At 64.4% G+C, this 14,974-nt stretch carries 15 protein-coding genes, 1 tRNA gene and 1 riboswitch; of the genes, 14 read left to right on the top strand and 2 right to left on the bottom strand.

The window, feature by feature from the left end; translation table 11 throughout:
- Together VQ044_RS20490 and VQ044_RS20485 are read left to right on the top strand one after the other, a co-directional pair.
- On the top strand, nt 1–267 hold a 267-nt coding region (locus tag VQ044_RS20490), incomplete at its 5' end, for a hypothetical protein (protein ID WP_331827754.1).
- A 150-nt stretch (nt 268–417) separates the two neighbouring features.
- Nucleotides 418–615 (top strand): hypothetical protein, encoded by a 198-nt coding sequence (locus VQ044_RS20485; RefSeq protein WP_331827753.1) that lies wholly within the window; start codon nt 418–420, stop codon nt 613–615.
- Between the two features lie 283 nt (nt 616–898).
- On the opposite strand, the gene VQ044_RS20480 is transcribed toward VQ044_RS20485, so the two are convergent.
- A tRNA-Arg gene (locus tag VQ044_RS20480) sits at nt 899–975 on the bottom strand.
- Between the two features lie 335 nt (nt 976–1,310).
- On the opposite strand from VQ044_RS20480, the gene VQ044_RS20475 reads away from it, so the two are divergent.
- Complete coding sequence (locus VQ044_RS20475) at nt 1,311–3,113, top strand: type I secretion system permease/ATPase (RefSeq protein WP_327645521.1); 1,803 nt, start codon at nt 1,311–1,313, stop codon at nt 3,111–3,113.
- A 44-nt stretch (nt 3,114–3,157) separates the two neighbouring features.
- Nucleotides 3,158–4,477 (top strand): HlyD family type I secretion periplasmic adaptor subunit, encoded by a 1,320-nt coding sequence (locus tag VQ044_RS20470; RefSeq protein ID WP_327645519.1) that lies wholly within the window; start codon nt 3,158–3,160, stop codon nt 4,475–4,477.
- A gap of 16 nt (nt 4,478–4,493) precedes the next feature.
- On the opposite strand, the gene VQ044_RS20465 is transcribed toward VQ044_RS20470, so the two are convergent.
- Nucleotides 4,494–5,132 (bottom strand): thiamine diphosphokinase, encoded by a 639-nt coding sequence (locus VQ044_RS20465; RefSeq protein ID WP_327645517.1) that lies wholly within the window; start codon nt 5,130–5,132, stop codon nt 4,494–4,496.
- 122 nt (nt 5,133–5,254) lie between these two features.
- A riboswitch (TPP riboswitch) is annotated at nt 5,255–5,353 on the top strand.
- 48 nt (nt 5,354–5,401) lie between these two features.
- On the opposite strand from VQ044_RS20465, the gene thiB reads away from it, so the two are divergent.
- From thiB to VQ044_RS20415, 10 genes are all read left to right on the top strand, one after another.
- Nucleotides 5,402–6,424, top strand: coding sequence for a thiamine ABC transporter substrate binding subunit (gene thiB / locus VQ044_RS20460; RefSeq protein ID WP_327623234.1), 1,023 nt, complete (start codon nt 5,402–5,404; stop codon nt 6,422–6,424).
- A gap of 55 nt (nt 6,425–6,479) precedes the next feature.
- The gene (gene thiP, locus VQ044_RS20455; RefSeq protein WP_327645516.1) at nt 6,480–8,105 is read left to right on the top strand and encodes a thiamine/thiamine pyrophosphate ABC transporter permease; all 1,626 of its coding nucleotides are present in this window, start codon (nt 6,480–6,482) and stop codon (nt 8,103–8,105) included.
- The gene (gene thiQ / locus VQ044_RS20450; RefSeq protein WP_327645514.1) at nt 8,102–8,839 is read left to right on the top strand and encodes a thiamine ABC transporter ATP-binding protein; all 738 of its coding nucleotides are present in this window, start codon (nt 8,102–8,104) and stop codon (nt 8,837–8,839) included. The genes thiP and thiQ overlap by 4 nt, the downstream gene beginning before the upstream one ends.
- Nucleotides 8,840–9,033: 194 nt before the next feature.
- The gene (locus VQ044_RS20445) at nt 9,034–10,557 is read left to right on the top strand and encodes a M48 family metalloprotease (RefSeq protein ID WP_442872875.1); all 1,524 of its coding nucleotides are present in this window, start codon (nt 9,034–9,036) and stop codon (nt 10,555–10,557) included.
- Between the two features lie 233 nt (nt 10,558–10,790).
- Nucleotides 10,791–10,925 (top strand): 50S ribosomal protein L34, encoded by a 135-nt coding sequence (rpmH, locus tag VQ044_RS20440; RefSeq protein WP_206453065.1) that lies wholly within the window; start codon nt 10,791–10,793, stop codon nt 10,923–10,925.
- 28 nt (nt 10,926–10,953) lie between these two features.
- Complete coding sequence (gene rnpA / locus VQ044_RS20435; RefSeq protein ID WP_327623238.1) at nt 10,954–11,343, top strand: ribonuclease P protein component; 390 nt, start codon at nt 10,954–10,956, stop codon at nt 11,341–11,343.
- Entirely contained in the window at nt 11,343–13,157 is a 1,815-nt protein-coding gene (gene yidC / locus VQ044_RS20430; protein WP_327623239.1) for a membrane protein insertase YidC, read from the top strand. Before rnpA ends, yidC begins: the two co-directional genes overlap by 1 nt.
- Nucleotides 13,158–13,191: 34 nt before the next feature.
- Nucleotides 13,192–13,830 carry a CatB-related O-acetyltransferase gene (locus tag VQ044_RS20425; RefSeq protein ID WP_327645511.1) on the top strand — a complete coding sequence of 213 codons (639 nt, stop codon included), beginning with the start codon at nt 13,192–13,194 and terminating at the stop codon, nt 13,828–13,830.
- A 2-nt stretch (nt 13,831–13,832) separates the two neighbouring features.
- Complete coding sequence (gene yihA / locus VQ044_RS20420; RefSeq protein WP_442872874.1) at nt 13,833–14,504, top strand: ribosome biogenesis GTP-binding protein YihA/YsxC; 672 nt, start codon at nt 13,833–13,835, stop codon at nt 14,502–14,504.
- A gap of 90 nt (nt 14,505–14,594) precedes the next feature.
- Nucleotides 14,595–14,912: a hypothetical protein gene (locus VQ044_RS20415; RefSeq protein ID WP_327650885.1), complete on the top strand. Its 318-nt coding sequence runs from the start codon at nt 14,595–14,597 to the stop codon at nt 14,910–14,912.
- Nucleotides 14,913–14,974 lie beyond the last annotated feature (62 nt).

The following is a 14,974-nucleotide window of genomic DNA, read 5'->3' as shown; positions in this document are numbered from 1 at the left end:
TCCCAGGCCATTTCGATCCTCCAACGTCTCGACAACGAAGGGGAATCACAACCTGCTGATATCGCTCAACTCCTTTTCGCTCAGGCTCTAAAGCCCGAGACTGCCTTGCTTGCCGCCCTCGCGCTGCGCTCCTGGTGCGTTAATCCCACGCCGCAGGACATCGGTCGGGCGCTGTGTTCCGTGAAGGACGGCTGCCCGACCGTCTGCATGGGCTGTCTGGGAAAGGCAAACATCATCCATCGGCTCTATAACGGCGAGCGGATCTGAGCGGCACTACCAATTCACCGTTTCACCATCGATCAGGTAAAATGGTATAATGGTATCAACGGGTTAGACGAATTTCTTGTTGACTTGGCAGGGCGATTCCGGCATATCTTTCCTCGTCGCCGGAAGCGCCCGGCCAGGAGGGAAGTCAACATGAGCACTTCGACAGAAGCGACGGCATCGGAAGATTTCGAGTTTGAAGTCGGGACAGCCGTCCAGACCACCTGCGGCAACGTGCGCGGCAAGGTCCGCCAGCGCGTCACGAGCGCGAACGGTGTCCGCCTTTACATCATGCGCGATCAGGGCGGCCGAGATCGCGCCTTGCGTGCTGACGGCATGATCGCCGCATAAGAATCGGCTGCCCCACAAAGGTAGCCGAAGCGCCGCCGATCACCACATCGGCAGAGCGCCGGGCGCCGTCCCGAAGCCGGCGGCCGTTAGCGCCTCGTGATCTTAGGGTTGCGGGGCGCTTTTGGCGTGCCTCATGTGCCCTAGCCATGCGCCTTGCATGTGACGGCTAAGTCCCTGTTACCGCCTGAGCCGCCGTGCAAACGGCTGTAAAATATGGAAAATCGGTTATGGCGTTCGTCTCACGATTTTGGAGTCGAGTGCACCCTTAACTGCTTGAAAATGTTGGTGATCCCGACTGGATTCGAACCAGTGACCCTCAGATTAGGAATCTGATGCTCTATCCTGCTGAGCTACGGGACCACGCCGGGCGCACCATAATCGAATCCCGCCGCCGGCGCCAAGCCTTGTTCGATGAGGCGGATTGGGCCAGCGCCGCCGCCCGTCGTGGCCGCCGCGCAAAGCCTGGCCCACGCCCGCGCAGGGAGATCGCGGCCGCTACGGCGCCCAGGCGCGGGGCGCGCCTGGGCGCCGTATTGTCGTTGCCCGGTAAATGCGTTTGAATGAAACAAGGCAAGTCTCGTGGGGGCCGGCTTCCGACCGCTGTCGCGTGACCGGCAATTTGGGTCGGGGTTTCCACGGCCTTGTGCTATCGAGAGTTACCTCATTGGTGAAAACTGGAGCAGGGCGGGATCGAATTGACCGGATATGATCGACGTTTCGGCCTTGATCTTGCCAGCGGCTTCATCGCTCTGATCGTCTTCAGCTTCGTCATCAACATCCTGCTTCTGATTCAGCCAATCTATCTGCTGCAGATCTATGACCGCGTGCTGTCGTCGGCCTCCGTCGAGACGCTGGCGTTCATTTCCGTCATCGCGGTGGCGGCGCTGGTCTTGCTCGGCGCGGTCGACGCGATCCGTTCGATGATCTGCGGCCGGATCGCCGCGCGGCTGGAGGCCGGGACCGGCGCTCGGGCGCTCATCGGCGCGATGCGCGGCCCGCGAGCCTCGCTCGGCGACGTCCAGCCGCTGCGCGATCTCGCCACGGTCCGCGGGTTCATATCCGGCCGCGCCCTGCTGGCCTATTTCGACCTGCCCTTCGTTCCGTTCTTCATCGGGATTCTCTATTTCATCCACCCGCATCTTTTCTGGCTGACGCTGGGTGGCGCGACCGTCCTGGCTTTGCTCGCCTGGGCCAATCAGCACGCGATGCAGCGCCCGGTCGGCGAAGCCGGCGAGCAGGCGATGGCCGCAATGCTCGCGGCGCAGTCCTTCGCCCGCGGCGCCGAAAGTATCACGGCGATGGGCATGGTGGGCAATGTCGTGGGAGCATGGGGCGGACAGGAAGCGCGGTCGCTCGACGCGCAGGACCGGCTGAACCGCATCAATGCGATCTATGCCGGTGTCTCCCGCACGCTTCGCATCGGATTGCAGATCGCCATCCTCGGCTATGGCGGCTATCTGGTGCTGGCTGGCGAAATGACCGCCGGGATGATCTTCGCCTCCTCGCTGATTTCCGGTCGCGGACTCCAGCCGATCGACCAGGTCATCGCCGGGTGGAAGCCCGCCGTCGATGCGCGCAAGGCCTGGGGCCGGCTAAGCGTGCTGCTCGCCGTGCTTGGAACCAAGCCCGCCGCGACCGATCTGCCCGATCCCGTCGGGCGCCTGTCGCTCGAGAATGTCGTCGTGTTTCCGCCCAATGCACCGAACGCCGACCCGTTGCTCAAACGGATCTCGGCCGAGATTCCGGCCGGCGACTGCGTCGTGGTGGTTGGTCCCTCGGGCGCCGGCAAATCGACGCTCATGCGCGCCATCGTCGGGGGCATCGATATCCGTTCGGGCGCCATTCGTGTCGATGGGGCCGATATCCGCAACTGGGACAGGGAGAATCTCGGACGCCATGTCGGTTATCTGGCCCAGGACGTTGAGCTCCTACCGGGGACGATCGCGCAAAACATCGCCAGATTCGATCCCGACGCGCATGATGAGGCAATCATCGATGCGGCGAGGAAAGCCGAGGTTCACGACCTGATCCAGCGATTGCCGAAGGGCTATGACACGATCATCGGGCCGGCGGGACAGCAATTATCCGGCGGACAACGCCAGCGCGTCGGCCTGGCCCGGGCATTTTATGGATCGCCGAAGCTGCTCGTTCTCGACGAGCCCAACGCCAATCTCGACACCGAAGGCGAGATGGCGCTGGACAAGGCGCTTGCATCGGCCCGCGAGGCGAAGGTGACGGTGCTCCTGGTCACACAGCGCCGGCCGATTGCCGAACGGGCCGACAAGATCATGATCCTGCGCGACGGGGCCGTGCAGGATTTCGGGCCGCGACAAGAGGTGTTCGCGCGCCAGGTCCAGAAGGCGAAGGCGGCCCAAGAGGCCGCGCGCGCGGCTTCCAACGATCGGGCGGAAGCCTCGCCGGCATCGTTCCCGGTCGTCACCGGGCGTTTTCCGGCCGTGGTCGCCGGCGGGCGGAACCCCGAGACGGCTGACAGCTGACCGGCGGCTTGATGGCGCGGTCGCCGACAATGGAGCGGATACCCATGACGAAGAACGGCGACGGCTGGGCTAGCGACGTCAAGACCGGAATACGCCTGATCACCGTGACGGGAGTCGCGCTCTCGGCGATCTTCCTGTTGGGCTTCGGGGCCTGGGCCGCACTGGCGCCGCTGGCGAGCGCCGCGGTCGCGCCGGGGGTGGTCGCGGCGGCCGGCAAGAACCAGGGGGTCCAGCATCTGGAAGGTGGGATCGTACGGAGCATCCTCGTGCGCGAGGGCGAGCGCATCAAGGCGGGACAAGCGCTGTTCGCCCTGGATCCGACAGCTCCCAAAGCGCAACGCAATCGTCTGCAGAAACAGATGGTTGGCCTGGAGGCGCGGACCGAGCGGCTGACCTCCGAGCGCGACGGCCTGGAGATGTTGTCGTTTCCGCCGGTGTTGCGCCAGTTGGCCGGGACAGAAGGCATCGGCGATCTTCTCATCGAGCAGGAACGCGAGTTCACCGCCCGATTGGACCGTCACCGCCAGGAACAGGTGATCATGGGCCAGCGTGTCCAGGCCCTCCGCGAGCAGATCGAGGGGATGACCGCGCAGCAGACGGCGATCGAGCGCCAACTCGAAGTCGTTCGGGAGGAAGTGTCGCGCAAGCGCACGCTGCTGGACAAGGGCCTGACCAATCGCTCGGAATATACCGCGCTGCTTCGCAGCGAGGCAGATCTGGTCGGTCAGGTAGGGCAGGGTGTTTCCAGCATTCTGGCGGCGAAAATCCAGATCGTCGAAGCGCAGGCGCAGCTGGCGCGGCTCGAAACGCAGCGCGTCGAGACCGCGGTGACGCAGCTCAATGAAATCCGGGCGCAGGTCTCCGATACCGAAGAACAGCTGCGGTCGGCCGAGGATGTGCTCGATCGCATCATCGTTCGTTCGCCGAGCGATGGGATCATCATCAAGATGAGCGTGAATGCCTCCGGCAGCGTAGTGGGGCCTGGCGATCAGCTCCTCGAACTCCTGCCGACCGGCGAAGATCTCCTCATCGAGGCTCGGGTCTCGCCGCAGGATGTCGACGTCATCTCGCTCGGACAAAGGGCCCGGCTGCGGTTCAGCGCGCTCAATACGCGCACCACGCCGACCGTGGAGGCGAAGGTCACCTATCTTTCCGCCGACCGGCTGATCGACCAGACCACCCGGCAACCCTACTACACCGCCCGGCTCAGCATGATCGACGACCTGCCACCCGAAATCAGCCGCGACCAGATTTATCCGGGCATGCCGGTGGAGGCCTATATCGCGACCGGCGAGCGCACCTTCCTGGAATATCTCGCCAAGCCCATCACCGACAGTTTCTCAAGGGCCTTCCGGGAGGATTGAACCGCTCGGCATCGCCTCACCGCACCGTGGGGTCGGCCTGGGCGATCAGCATCGCTGAGCCCTCCTGCAACCCGACGACGATCTCGCCGAGCGCCTCGTTCGATTGGGTCAGGATCGAATGGAACGGCACGTCGACATCGGCCAGCGGCCATTTCGCGCCCACGACTGTCAGTCCCGACAGATCCGAGAATTTCAGGATCGAGAATTGCGCGCCGGGGGTCAGATCGAAGCGGCGCGGCTCCGGGGACAGCGGCCAACCATGCTCACGGCCGTCGAACAGCTCGACATCGAGGCCGCGCGCGGCAAAGCGCAGCGCCAGGATGAGATGGGCGAAGGCATGGTCGCTGCGTGGACCGCCGAGCGCGCCGACAAGCAGCAGCCGGCTCGCGCCCCGAGCGACCGCCGCGTCGATGGCGAGTTCGCCGTCGGTCTGGTCCTTGTCGCTCGGAAAGGTCTCGCGGGGAATGTCGGAGAATTCGCCGGCCGCAATCGCCGGGCTGGAATCGAAATCGCCGACCCACAGTTCCGGTGTGAGCCCCAACGCCGTGGCATGGCGAATTCCGTCGTCGGCGGCGATCACCCGCGTGCCGGATACTGCATTAACAAGGGCGGGTGTCGGATCGACGCGGCCGGCAAGAAGGATCGTGAAGCGCATGGCGCCGTGATCTAGCGCGTGGAAGCGGCGAAGGGGAGGGGAAAAACGTGTCCATCCGTTCGAAGCAGTGGCCGTTGCACCGGTTGCCCTTGCCGGTGGCAGAGCTTGCCGCTAAATCTTCGGCAGCTCACACGGGGTGCCTTCGGGCTGAGAGGCGTCGCGCCAACCCGTCGAACCTGATCCGGATCGTACCGGCGGAGGGATTGCGGGCGTTCGCGAGGCCCTCGCGGCGCGGCTCTTCCGACGTCGCGGCATCGAAAGGCCCCGCCATGACTCCCATCCGTTCGCAACTTTTGTCTGGCGCCGCTGTCCTCGCCGCGCTGTCCACTTTCGTGACTCCCGCCGTGGCGCAGGACGCCAAGCCGACGCTCACCATCTATACCTATGAAAGCTTCACGCCCGAATGGGGTCCGGGGCCTAAGATCGAGGCGGCGTTCGAGGCCGTCTGCGATTGCGACCTGAAGTTCGTCGGCCTGGAGGATGGGGTCGCGATCCTCAACCGGCTGAAGCTGGAGGGCGAGACGAGCGACGCCGACATCGCTCTCGGGCTGACCTCCGACCTCATTCCCGAAGCCAAGGCGACGGGCCTGTTCGCCGACAGCGGCGTCGATCTGTCCAAGCTGACGGTGCCGACGGGCTTTTCCGATCCGGTCTTCGTGCCCTACGACTATTCCTATCTCGCCGTCGTCTACGACACCGAGGCTATCGACAATCCGCCGAAGAGCCTCGACGACCTCGTGTCCGGCGATTCCGAGCAGAAGATCGCCATCGAGGACGCGCGGACCTCGACCCCGGGCCTCGGCCTGCTTTTATGGATGAAAGCGGTCTATGGCGAGGAGGCGAAAGCCAAATGGGCAAAGCTCTCCGACCGCATTCTGACTGTCACGCCCGGCTGGAGCGAGGCCTATGGCCTGTTCACCAATGGCGAGGTGCCGCTGGTGCTGAGCTATACGACATCGCCGGCCTATCACATGGTCGAGGAAGGCTCCGAGCGCTATCAGGCCGCGGCCTTTTCGGAAGGCCAGTATCTCCAGATCGAGGTCGCGGGCCTGCTCAAGAACGCCGATCAGCCGGATCTGGCGCGCCAATTCCTAAAATTCATGCTGACCCCCGAAATCCAGTCGATCATTCCGACCACCAACTGGACGCTGCCGGTGATCGACGGCATCGAAATGCCGGAGGCGTTCGACCGGTTGGTCAAGGTGGAGACGCCGCTGTTCATCGATCCCGAGACGGTTGCGGCGAACCGCAAGGCCTGGACGCAGGAATGGCTCGAGGCGATCGGCCGCTGATGCGCCTGGGCGTCCGCGGTGGACGGCGCGGCGGGGCTCGCGCGCGCGCGCGGCCATGACCGGCGCCACCGACCGGACCCTTCGCATCGGCCTCGGCTTTGCCGCCGCCGCGGTCCTGATCGTCTTTCTCGGCGGCGCTTTCGTGTTCCTGCTCGCGGCGACGGGTGCCGTGCCCGATCTGCCGGCGCTCTTCGCCGACCGCTATATCCGGGGCGTCGTGCTCTTCACCCTGGAGCAGGCGGCGCTGTCGACGCTCTTGTCACTTGCCGGCGCTGTGCCCCTGGCCGTCGCGCTCCACCGCGCCCGTTTTCCCGGACACCGGGCGGTGCTGCGGCTGTTCCTCTTGCCGCAAGCGCTGCCGGTTCTCGTCGGGGCGCTGGCCATCATCACGATCTGGGGCCGCAACGGCGTGCTGTCCGGCGCCTTCGCCGCGATCGGGCTGCCGCGCCTCGACGTCTATGGCCTGGCCGGCATCTTGATCGCCCATGTCTTCTTCAACCTGCCGCTGGCCGCCCGGCTGATGGTGGCGGCGCTGGATCGTGTGCCGGCCGAAAGCTGGAAGCTCGCCGGGCAATTGTCTCTCACGCCGCTCGCCACCTTCCGGCTGCTCGAATGGCCGGCGATCCGCGCCAGCCTTCCGGCGGCGGCGAGCCTCGTCTTCATGCTCTGCGTGACGAGTTTCACGCTCGTCCTCGTCCTCGGCGGCGGACCCCGCGCGACGACGCTGGAAGTCGCGATCTATCAGGCGCTTCGCTATGAGTTCGACCCCGGTCGGGCGATCGCGCTGTCGCTCCTGCAAATCGCTCTGACCGCCATCATCCTGTGGTTCGCGACCCGGCTCGGCGGTGATGTCGCGGCCGGGTTCGGCCTCGGCGGCCGGGCGCTGCGCTACGACCGGCCGAGCCGGGCGAGGGCGGCGATGGATGCCGCGATCCTGTCGCTCGGAGTAGCCTTCGTCCTGTCGCCCTTCGTCGCGGTTCTGGTGCGCGGATTGCAGGCGGACCTCGTCTCGCTCGCCGTCGATCCAGCGGTCCGGCGCGCGGCGCTGACCAGCCTGGCGATCGCCCTTGCCGCGGCATCGCTGGCGCTTCTCGTCTCGGTCCTGGTGATCCTCGCCCTCGAAGCCTTGCGCGGCGCGCCGTCCGGGGCTCGTCGTGGGCGAGACACGGCGCGCAAGGGGCTGGAGACGGCCGCCAGCCTCGTTCTCGTGGTGCCGCCGATCGTCGTCGGAGCCGGCTGGTTTCTGGCGTTGCGTCAGGTCACCGACGTCTTCGCCGCCGCGCCTTATGTCGTCGTCGCCACCAACGCCGCCATGGCCGTGCCGTTCATCGTGCGGATCGTCGGGCCGGCGCTGGCCGCTGCCAATCAGGCGACCGGGCGACTGGCGGCCAGTCTGGGGCTCGCCGGCCTGTCGCGGCTGCGCTTCGTCGACTGGCCGGCCATGCGCCCCGCGCTCGGCCTCGCCTTCGCCTTCGCGCTGGCGATTTCGCTCGGCGATCTCGGCGCGATCGCCCTGTTCGGCAACCAGGACCTCGTCACGCTGCCCTATCTGCTGTTGCAGCGCATGGGGAGCTATCGCACCAGCGACGCGGCCGGTCTGGCGCTGATTCTCGGTATTTTGTGCCTCGGCCTGATGGTGCTGGCCGAGCGCGGGCTGGCAGGCGCGGGAGAAAAGCGATGAGCGAGGTGCTGGCCTTATCCTTCGAAGACGTTCGCCTGGCCTATGAGGGCAGCGACATGCGGTTCGATCTCAAGGTGATCGAGGGCGAATGGCTGGCGGTGATCGGGCCGAGCGGCGCGGGAAAGTCGACGCTGCTCGATCTGGCGGCCGGTTTCGCGACGCCCGATTCGGGACGGGTCGTCATCGCTGGCGCCGACATGAGCGGGGTCGCCCCCGCCGAGCGGCCGCTCAGCATCGTTTTCCAGGAAAACAATTTGTTTCCCCATCTCGATGTTTTTCGCAACGTCGCGCTCGGCATCGCCCCGAATCTTCGCCTGTCCGGCGACGACCGGCGCCGCGTCTTGGAGGCGCTGGAGGCCGTCGGCCTTGCGGGTTTCGAGGCCCGTCGTCCCGCCACGATGTCCGGCGGCGAACGCCAGCGCGTCGCGCTCGCTCGCGCTTTCCTCCGCGATCGTCCGCTGCTGCTGCTCGACGAGCCCTTTGCGGCGCTGGGGCCGGCGTTGCGCAAGGAAATGCTGGGGATGCTGAAGACGCTTCGCGCGGAACGCGCGCTGCGTCCGATGACCGTGGTGATGGTGACCCATCATCCGGACGACGCGGCCGACCACGCCGATCGCGTCGCATTCCTCGATCGAGGCGTGGTGCTCGCGGTGGGGCCGACGCGCGCGATCCTGTCGGGCCGGACCGATCCGCGTGTCGCTCGCTATCTCGGCACAAAGGTTTCTGATTCATGACGCATTTCCGGCGAATTTGCTTGTTAGCCGGGAAGGCATCCATGATGAGGGGGCGCGCCGCGGATTTGCGACGTCGTGTTGCGGATCGATCCTTCCGCGGAGCGTGGCGTTTCGGCTAAGGGTCTTGTGCGAACAGGGCAGAGCTGAATTTCTGCGGCATATTGGCGGGGGCGGTGATCGCACCGATGGAAATGATGTCCGGGGTCTGGTCCGCAAGGCGTGTGACACGCGCGGCGCTTCGCGGCGCGGCGCTGGCCGCGCTTTTGGCGGTTGGTGCGTGTACGTCGTTGGAGGCGAGCCTGGACGGTCTGGCCGGTGATGTCGGTCGTGACGCCAAGTCCGGCTATGTGGCGACGCGCCAGCCGATCACCTTCGAAAACATCCAGCAGGGCGACCCGCAGTCGGTCATCGGACGGGCGCAGCATCCGAAGATTCTGGCGGCGTATGGTGGCGCCTATTCCGACCCGAAACTCGAACGGACGCTGGCGACGGTCGTCGGCAAGCTTCAGGCGGTCACGGAGGATCCGAACCGCGCCTATCGAATCACCGTTCTGAATTCTCCGAACGTCAACGCCTTCGCGCTGCCGGGCGGCTACGTCTATGTGACCCGCGGTCTGCTGGCGCTGGCCAACGATTCCGCCGAGGTCGCGGCAGTGATCGGTCACGAGATGGGTCATGTCACCGCCAATCACGGCATCGAGCGCCAGCAGCGCGAGCAGGCAGCCGAGATCGCCAGCCGCGTCGTGAACGAAGTTCTGGCCAGCGAGCCGGCCGGGGAGATCGCACTCGCCCGCAATCGGCTGAATCTCGCTCAGTTCTCTCGCAAGCAGGAATTGCAGGCCGATGTGCTCGGGATCCGCCACGTCGCCCGCGCCGGGTACGACCCGTTTGCGGCTTCGCGCTTCCTGGGTGCGATGGATTCCTATTCCAAGATCCGGAATGCCTTTCAGGCAAACGATCCCAATCTCGATTTTCTCGCCTCGCATCCGTCGGCACCGCAACGCATCGACCTCGCCGCGCGTCACGCGCGCCAATATGGCCCGTCCGGTACCGGCGCGACCGACCGCGACCGGTATCTGTCGGGCATCGACGGGATGCTGTTCGGGGACTCCGCCGCCGAAGGTTACGTGCGCGAGCGGCGTTTCTATCATCCCGGCCTCGGCATCACCTTCGAGGTTCCCGATGGCTTTCTTATCGACAATACCGCCGAAGCCGTTATGGCGACGGGGCCGGGCGACACCGCGATTCGGTTCGATGGTGTGGCCCTGCCGGCAACCACCAGCCTCGTTGATTACGTCAACAGCGGCTGGATCGGCGGACTTGATCCATCGACCATCCGCAAACGGCGGATCGGCAACTTGGACGCGGTTTCGGCGCGGGCGCGCGGGGGCGAGTACGCCTTCGAGGTGACGATCATCCGCGTGGGCGGCCAGGTCTATCGGTTCCTGACGGCCGTCCAGGCCGCGTCCGCGGCTTCCGTCGGCACCGTCGCCGATCGTGTCGCCAGTTCCTTTCGTCTGCTCAGCGCCTCGGAAAAGGCCGCGCTCAAGCCCCTGCGAATCCGGATCGTGACGGCTGCGGCGGGAGACACGGCCGAAAGGTTGGCGACTCGCATGGTCGGCGTCGACCGCAAATCGCAGATGTTCCGTCTTTTGAACGGCCTTGAGGGCCGGGAAGAGGTCCGCGCGGGAGGGCGCTACAAGATCGTCACGGAATAGTGTCGGAGGCGACGGCGTAGCCATGAAGCCCTTGGCGTCGCGTCGGCCATGTTGCGCGAACGCACTTTGAAGGCGCCATCGGCCGATTGACTTTTGCCCCCCACCCTTCCTATAAGCGCCCACACGAGTGGGCAGCGTTCCGCGCGACGGGTTGTTGCGCGCTTTCCTCCTGCTCCGTACCCAGATTTCGGAACACATGAAGGGTCCGCGCATCCGAGCGCGGGATTGATACGATGAAACGTACCTATCAGCCGTCCCGGCTCGTCCGTAAACGCCGTCATGGCTTCCGCTCGCGCATGGCGACCAATGGTGGCCAGAAGGTCATCGCGGCGCGTCGCGCCAAGGGCCGCAAGCGGCTCTCGGCCTAGTTGCGTCGCGGCCGCCGGACGATCTCCGATGGCCGTCGGCAAGATGAGAAATCGCGCGGAATTTCTGGCCGCGCGCAAGGGCCGTCGCTTGAACGGCCCGTTTTTCTTTGTCGAAGCCCTTGATCGGGGCGATGGCGAGGCTCCCCGCGTCGGTCTGACAGTGACCAAGAAGGTCGGCAACGCCGTCGTGCGCAATCGAATCCGCCGCCGGCTGCGCGAGGCGATCCGCCTTGACGCCGAGGCTGACATGGCGCCCGGCATCGATTATGTGATCGTCGCGCGGCGCGAGGTGCTGGCCATGCCCTTCGCCACCCTGAAGGACGAACTGTCCCGACGGTTTGCGCGTGCGAAGCGGCCGGATCGCGATCCGACCATAGTGAAGCGGCGTCCGCCAGGGCGTCCATCGGGGTCTGATTGATGGAAAACAACCGCAACTTTCTGATCGCCATGGCGCTGTCCATCGCGGTTCTCGTCGGCTGGCAGTTTCTGGTGGTCAGCCCGCGTATGGACGCGCAGAGGCAAGCGACAGAAACGGTTCAGAACGACGGTTCGTTGCAGACCCCGCAGACGCCGGCGGGTACCCCCCAGGAGAATGTCGTCGCGCCGGCGGGGCGCGAGAGCGTCGTGCCGAGTGAGGGTTCCGTTGCGGCGGTTCCGGCGACCCGCGAAGAAGCCGTCGCCTCCGGTGCGCGCATCCCGATCGACACGCCGGCGCTGTCGGGCTCGATCAACCTGACCGGCGCCCGCCTCGACGACCTGCGGCTCAAGAATTACCATGAGACCGTCAAGGATACCTCGCCGACGATCGTGCTGCTGTCGCCCGAGAACCTGCCGACCGGCTATTTCGCCGAATTTGGCTATATCGGGCAGAATGCCGGCGATCTGCCCGGTCCAACGACGAATTGGCAGGCCGAGGGCAACCAGACCCTGACGCCGGAAACGCCGGTGACGCTGACCACGACGAACGGCGCGGGCGTGACCTTCTCGCGGCAGATTTCCGTCGATGAAAATTTCATGTTCACCGTCGAAGACACGGTGCGCAACGACGGCGCGCAGCCAGTTACCCTGTCGTCCTACGGGCGTGTCACCCGCTACTCCAAGCCGGAGGTGGCCTCCGTCTACGTCCTGTTCGAGGGGCTGCTCGGGGTGTTTGGCGAGGACGGGCTCTCCGAAGTCAAATATTCCGCGATCGAGGACGACCTGCGCTACGTGCCGCCGAAGGTCGCCAGCGGCTGGCTCGGCATTACCGATAAATACTGGGCGACGACGCTGATCCCGCAGGCCGGGCAGCCCTTCCAGTCGCGCTTCCTCTATCTGACCGGCAACCGGCCGCGCTACCAGACCGAATATGTTGCCGATCCGATGACACTGGCTCCGGGCGCTACCGCTACCGCGACCAACCGCACCTTCGCCGGCGCGAAGGTCGTCGACGTCATCGACAGCTACGAGGACACGCTCGACATCCGCCAGTTCGGCCAGTTGATCGACTGGGGCTGGTTCTATTTCATCACCCGTCCGATGTTCCACGCGCTGGACTGGTTCTATCGCTTCATCGGCAATTTCGGCCTGGCCATCCTGGCGGTTACCGTCGTCCTCAAGCTGATCTTCTTCCCGCTCGCCAACAAGTCGTACAAATCCATGGCGCGCATGAAGAACATGCAACCCAAGATCACCGAGCTGCGCGAACGCTTCAAGGACGACAAGCAGAAGCAGCAGCAGGAGATGATGCGGATCTACAAGGAGGAGAAGATCAATCCGGCGGCCGGCTGCTGGCCGATCCTGATCCAGATTCCGGTCTTTTTCGCCCTCTACAAGGTCCTCTATGTGACCATCGAAATGCGGCATGCGCCGTTTTTCGGCTGGATCCAGGATCTCGCCGCGCCCGATCCAACCAGCATCTTCAATCTCTTCGGCCTGGTTCCGGTCGATCTGCCGAGCTTCTTGTTGGTCGGCGTCTGGCCGATCCTGATGGGCATCACGATGTTCATCCAGATGCGGCTCAACCCGACGCCGCCGGACCCCACCCAGCAGATGATCTTCACCTGGATGCCAGTGATCTTCACCTTCATGCTGGCCTCGTTCCCGGCCGGCCTCGTCATCTACTGGACATGGAACAACTTCCTGTCGATCATCCAGCAGAGCGTGATCATGAAGCGCAACGGTACCAAGATCGAGCTGTGGGACAATCTGCGCGGCCTGTTCCGGCGACGGGAAAAACCGTCCCAGAGCTGAGCCGACACCGACGGATAGAGGCGAAGGGCCGACGATGCATGGACCCGATCCGGACGATCCTCACCCGGTGGAAGGGCATCCACGGGTTGGTTTCCTGAAACCGATCGTCGACCATCCGCAGATCGAAATCGGCGCATACACCTATTACGACGACCCGGCGGGACCGGAACACTTCGTCGAGCGCTGCGTCGGTCATCTCTATCCGTTTCTCGGGGATCGCCTTGTGATTGGGCGCTTCTGCGCCATCGCGGCCGCTGTGTCCTTCGTCATGAACGGTGCGAACCACGCGATGACCGGTATCTCGACCTATCCCTTCAATATCTTCGGCCATGGCTGGGAAGAGGGGTTCGATTTCGCGACCATCCTCGCCGGCATGAAGGGCGACACGATCATCGGCAACGATGTCTGGATCGGCGAGGGCGCGACGATCATGCCGGGTGTGACGATCGGCGATGGTGCGATCGTTGCCGCACGGTCGGTCGTGACCGGGGACGTGCCGGCCTATGGCATCGTCGGTGGCAACCCGGCTCGGGTCATCCGGTTGCGGTTTTGCGAGCCGTCTATCGCGCGGCTGCTGCGGCTTGCCTGGTGGGATTGGCCGATCGACAAGATCACCTGCAATCTCGGTGCGATCCGGGGTGGCGATATCGATGAGCTTGAGAAGGCGCAATGACCATGGCTGACGAAACCGACAAGGCCGAGACACTTCCGGAAGCGGCGGACCCGCGCTTCTTCGCGCGGCCCTGGATCTTCGTGCGCGGCGCCCCGGCGATGAAGTTCCTGCCGCCGGAAGGCCCGCCCGAGATCGCCTTCGCCGGCCGCTCCAACGTCGGCAAGTCGTCGCTGATCAACGCGCTGCTCGGCCGCAAGGGCTTGGCCAGAACCTCGAACACGCCCGGACGCACGCAGGAGTTGAATTTCTTCGTGCCGGACGGCTATGGCGGGGAGACGACGGAGCTGCCGCCGATCGCCCTGGTCGACATGCCCGGCTATGGCTACGCCAAGGCGCCGAAGGATCAGGTCGACGCCTGGACGCGGCTGGTGTTTTCCTATCTGCGCGGCCGGGTCAGCCTGAAGCGTGTCTTCCTGCTCATCGACGCGCGGCACGGGATCAAGCCCAACGACGCCGAAGTGATGGGCCTATTGGACAAGGCGGCCGTCTCCTACCAGATCGTCCTGACCAAGATCGACAAGATCAAGCCGCCGGCCGTTCCCAAGCTGGTCGAAGCGACTGCGGTCGCGATCGCCAAACGCCCGGCTGCGTTTCCGCGGATCCTATCGACATCGTCGGAAAAGGGCGTCGGGCTGGACGACCTCAAGGCCGAGATCCAGTCGCTGGCCGATTGAGCGTGAAAGCCCTCAGAACCTATGGATTGGTAGCGGGCGTGAAAGTGTTTTGCAGAGGGTCGGCTCATTCGTATTGAGGGTTCTGTCTGAATGTACATGCGGAAATTGCTTGGTACACTATCGCTGGCGGGTGCTATATCCGGGCTCTGGGATGAGATTGTCGGTTTTATATTCGATCAAATCCTGGACGGCACCGTCGTTTTTACGGATATGCCTGAGGTTTTTAAAAATCTCATTTCTATCGCTCTTCTTTTATTAGGTGTAATATTATTATTCTGGCCACGTATCGTAGCTTGGAAAAATGGTGTTGTTCACGAAGATGCCTTCACAAAATCTGGACAGCAGGTTTTTGTGGGGAGGACAATTGATATTTTTAAATTAGGCTCAGGACCTATTAATTTCTCTTGATCTGTGATTCACGGTCTCCATTGAAGGAGGCTTTGATGGGTGATTTGTTTTTGTTGAGCGAG

It is taken from the genome of Aurantimonas sp. C2-5-R2 (assembly GCF_036549495.1).
GTDB classification, from domain to species: Bacteria; Pseudomonadota; Alphaproteobacteria; order Rhizobiales; family Rhizobiaceae; genus Aurantimonas; species Aurantimonas coralicida_A.
Note: the sequence above shows the minus strand (reverse complement) of the source record. Positions and strands in the feature narration are given on the sequence as shown.

What these genes read in the sequence shown, in the direction of transcription:
- VQ044_RS20470 (WP_327645519.1), top strand. Translation starts at nt 3,158, where the DNA reads ATGACGAAGAACGGCGACGGCTGGGCTAGCGACGTCAAGACCGGAATA.
- yidC (WP_327623239.1), top strand. Translation starts at nt 11,343, where the DNA reads ATGGAAAACAACCGCAACTTTCTGATCGCCATGGCGCTGTCCATCGCG.
- VQ044_RS20415 (WP_327650885.1), top strand. Translation starts at nt 14,595, where the DNA reads ATGTACATGCGGAAATTGCTTGGTACACTATCGCTGGCGGGTGCTATA.
- VQ044_RS20425 (WP_327645511.1), top strand. Translation starts at nt 13,192, where the DNA reads ATGCATGGACCCGATCCGGACGATCCTCACCCGGTGGAAGGGCATCCA.
- thiQ (WP_327645514.1), top strand. Translation starts at nt 8,102, where the DNA reads ATGAGCGAGGTGCTGGCCTTATCCTTCGAAGACGTTCGCCTGGCCTAT.
- rnpA (WP_327623238.1), top strand. Translation starts at nt 10,954, where the DNA reads ATGGCCGTCGGCAAGATGAGAAATCGCGCGGAATTTCTGGCCGCGCGC.
- VQ044_RS20485 (WP_331827753.1), top strand. Translation starts at nt 418, where the DNA reads ATGAGCACTTCGACAGAAGCGACGGCATCGGAAGATTTCGAGTTTGAA.
- thiP (WP_327645516.1), top strand. Translation starts at nt 6,480, where the DNA reads ATGACCGGCGCCACCGACCGGACCCTTCGCATCGGCCTCGGCTTTGCC.
- thiB (WP_327623234.1), top strand. Translation starts at nt 5,402, where the DNA reads ATGACTCCCATCCGTTCGCAACTTTTGTCTGGCGCCGCTGTCCTCGCC.
- yihA (WP_442872874.1), top strand. Translation starts at nt 13,833, where the DNA reads ATGGCTGACGAAACCGACAAGGCCGAGACACTTCCGGAAGCGGCGGAC.
- VQ044_RS20465 (WP_327645517.1), bottom strand. Translation starts at nt 5,132, where the DNA reads ATGCGCTTCACGATCCTTCTTGCCGGCCGCGTCGATCCGACACCCGCC.
- VQ044_RS20445 (WP_442872875.1), top strand. Translation starts at nt 9,034, where the DNA reads ATGTCCGGGGTCTGGTCCGCAAGGCGTGTGACACGCGCGGCGCTTCGC.
- rpmH (WP_206453065.1), top strand. Translation starts at nt 10,791, where the DNA reads ATGAAACGTACCTATCAGCCGTCCCGGCTCGTCCGTAAACGCCGTCAT.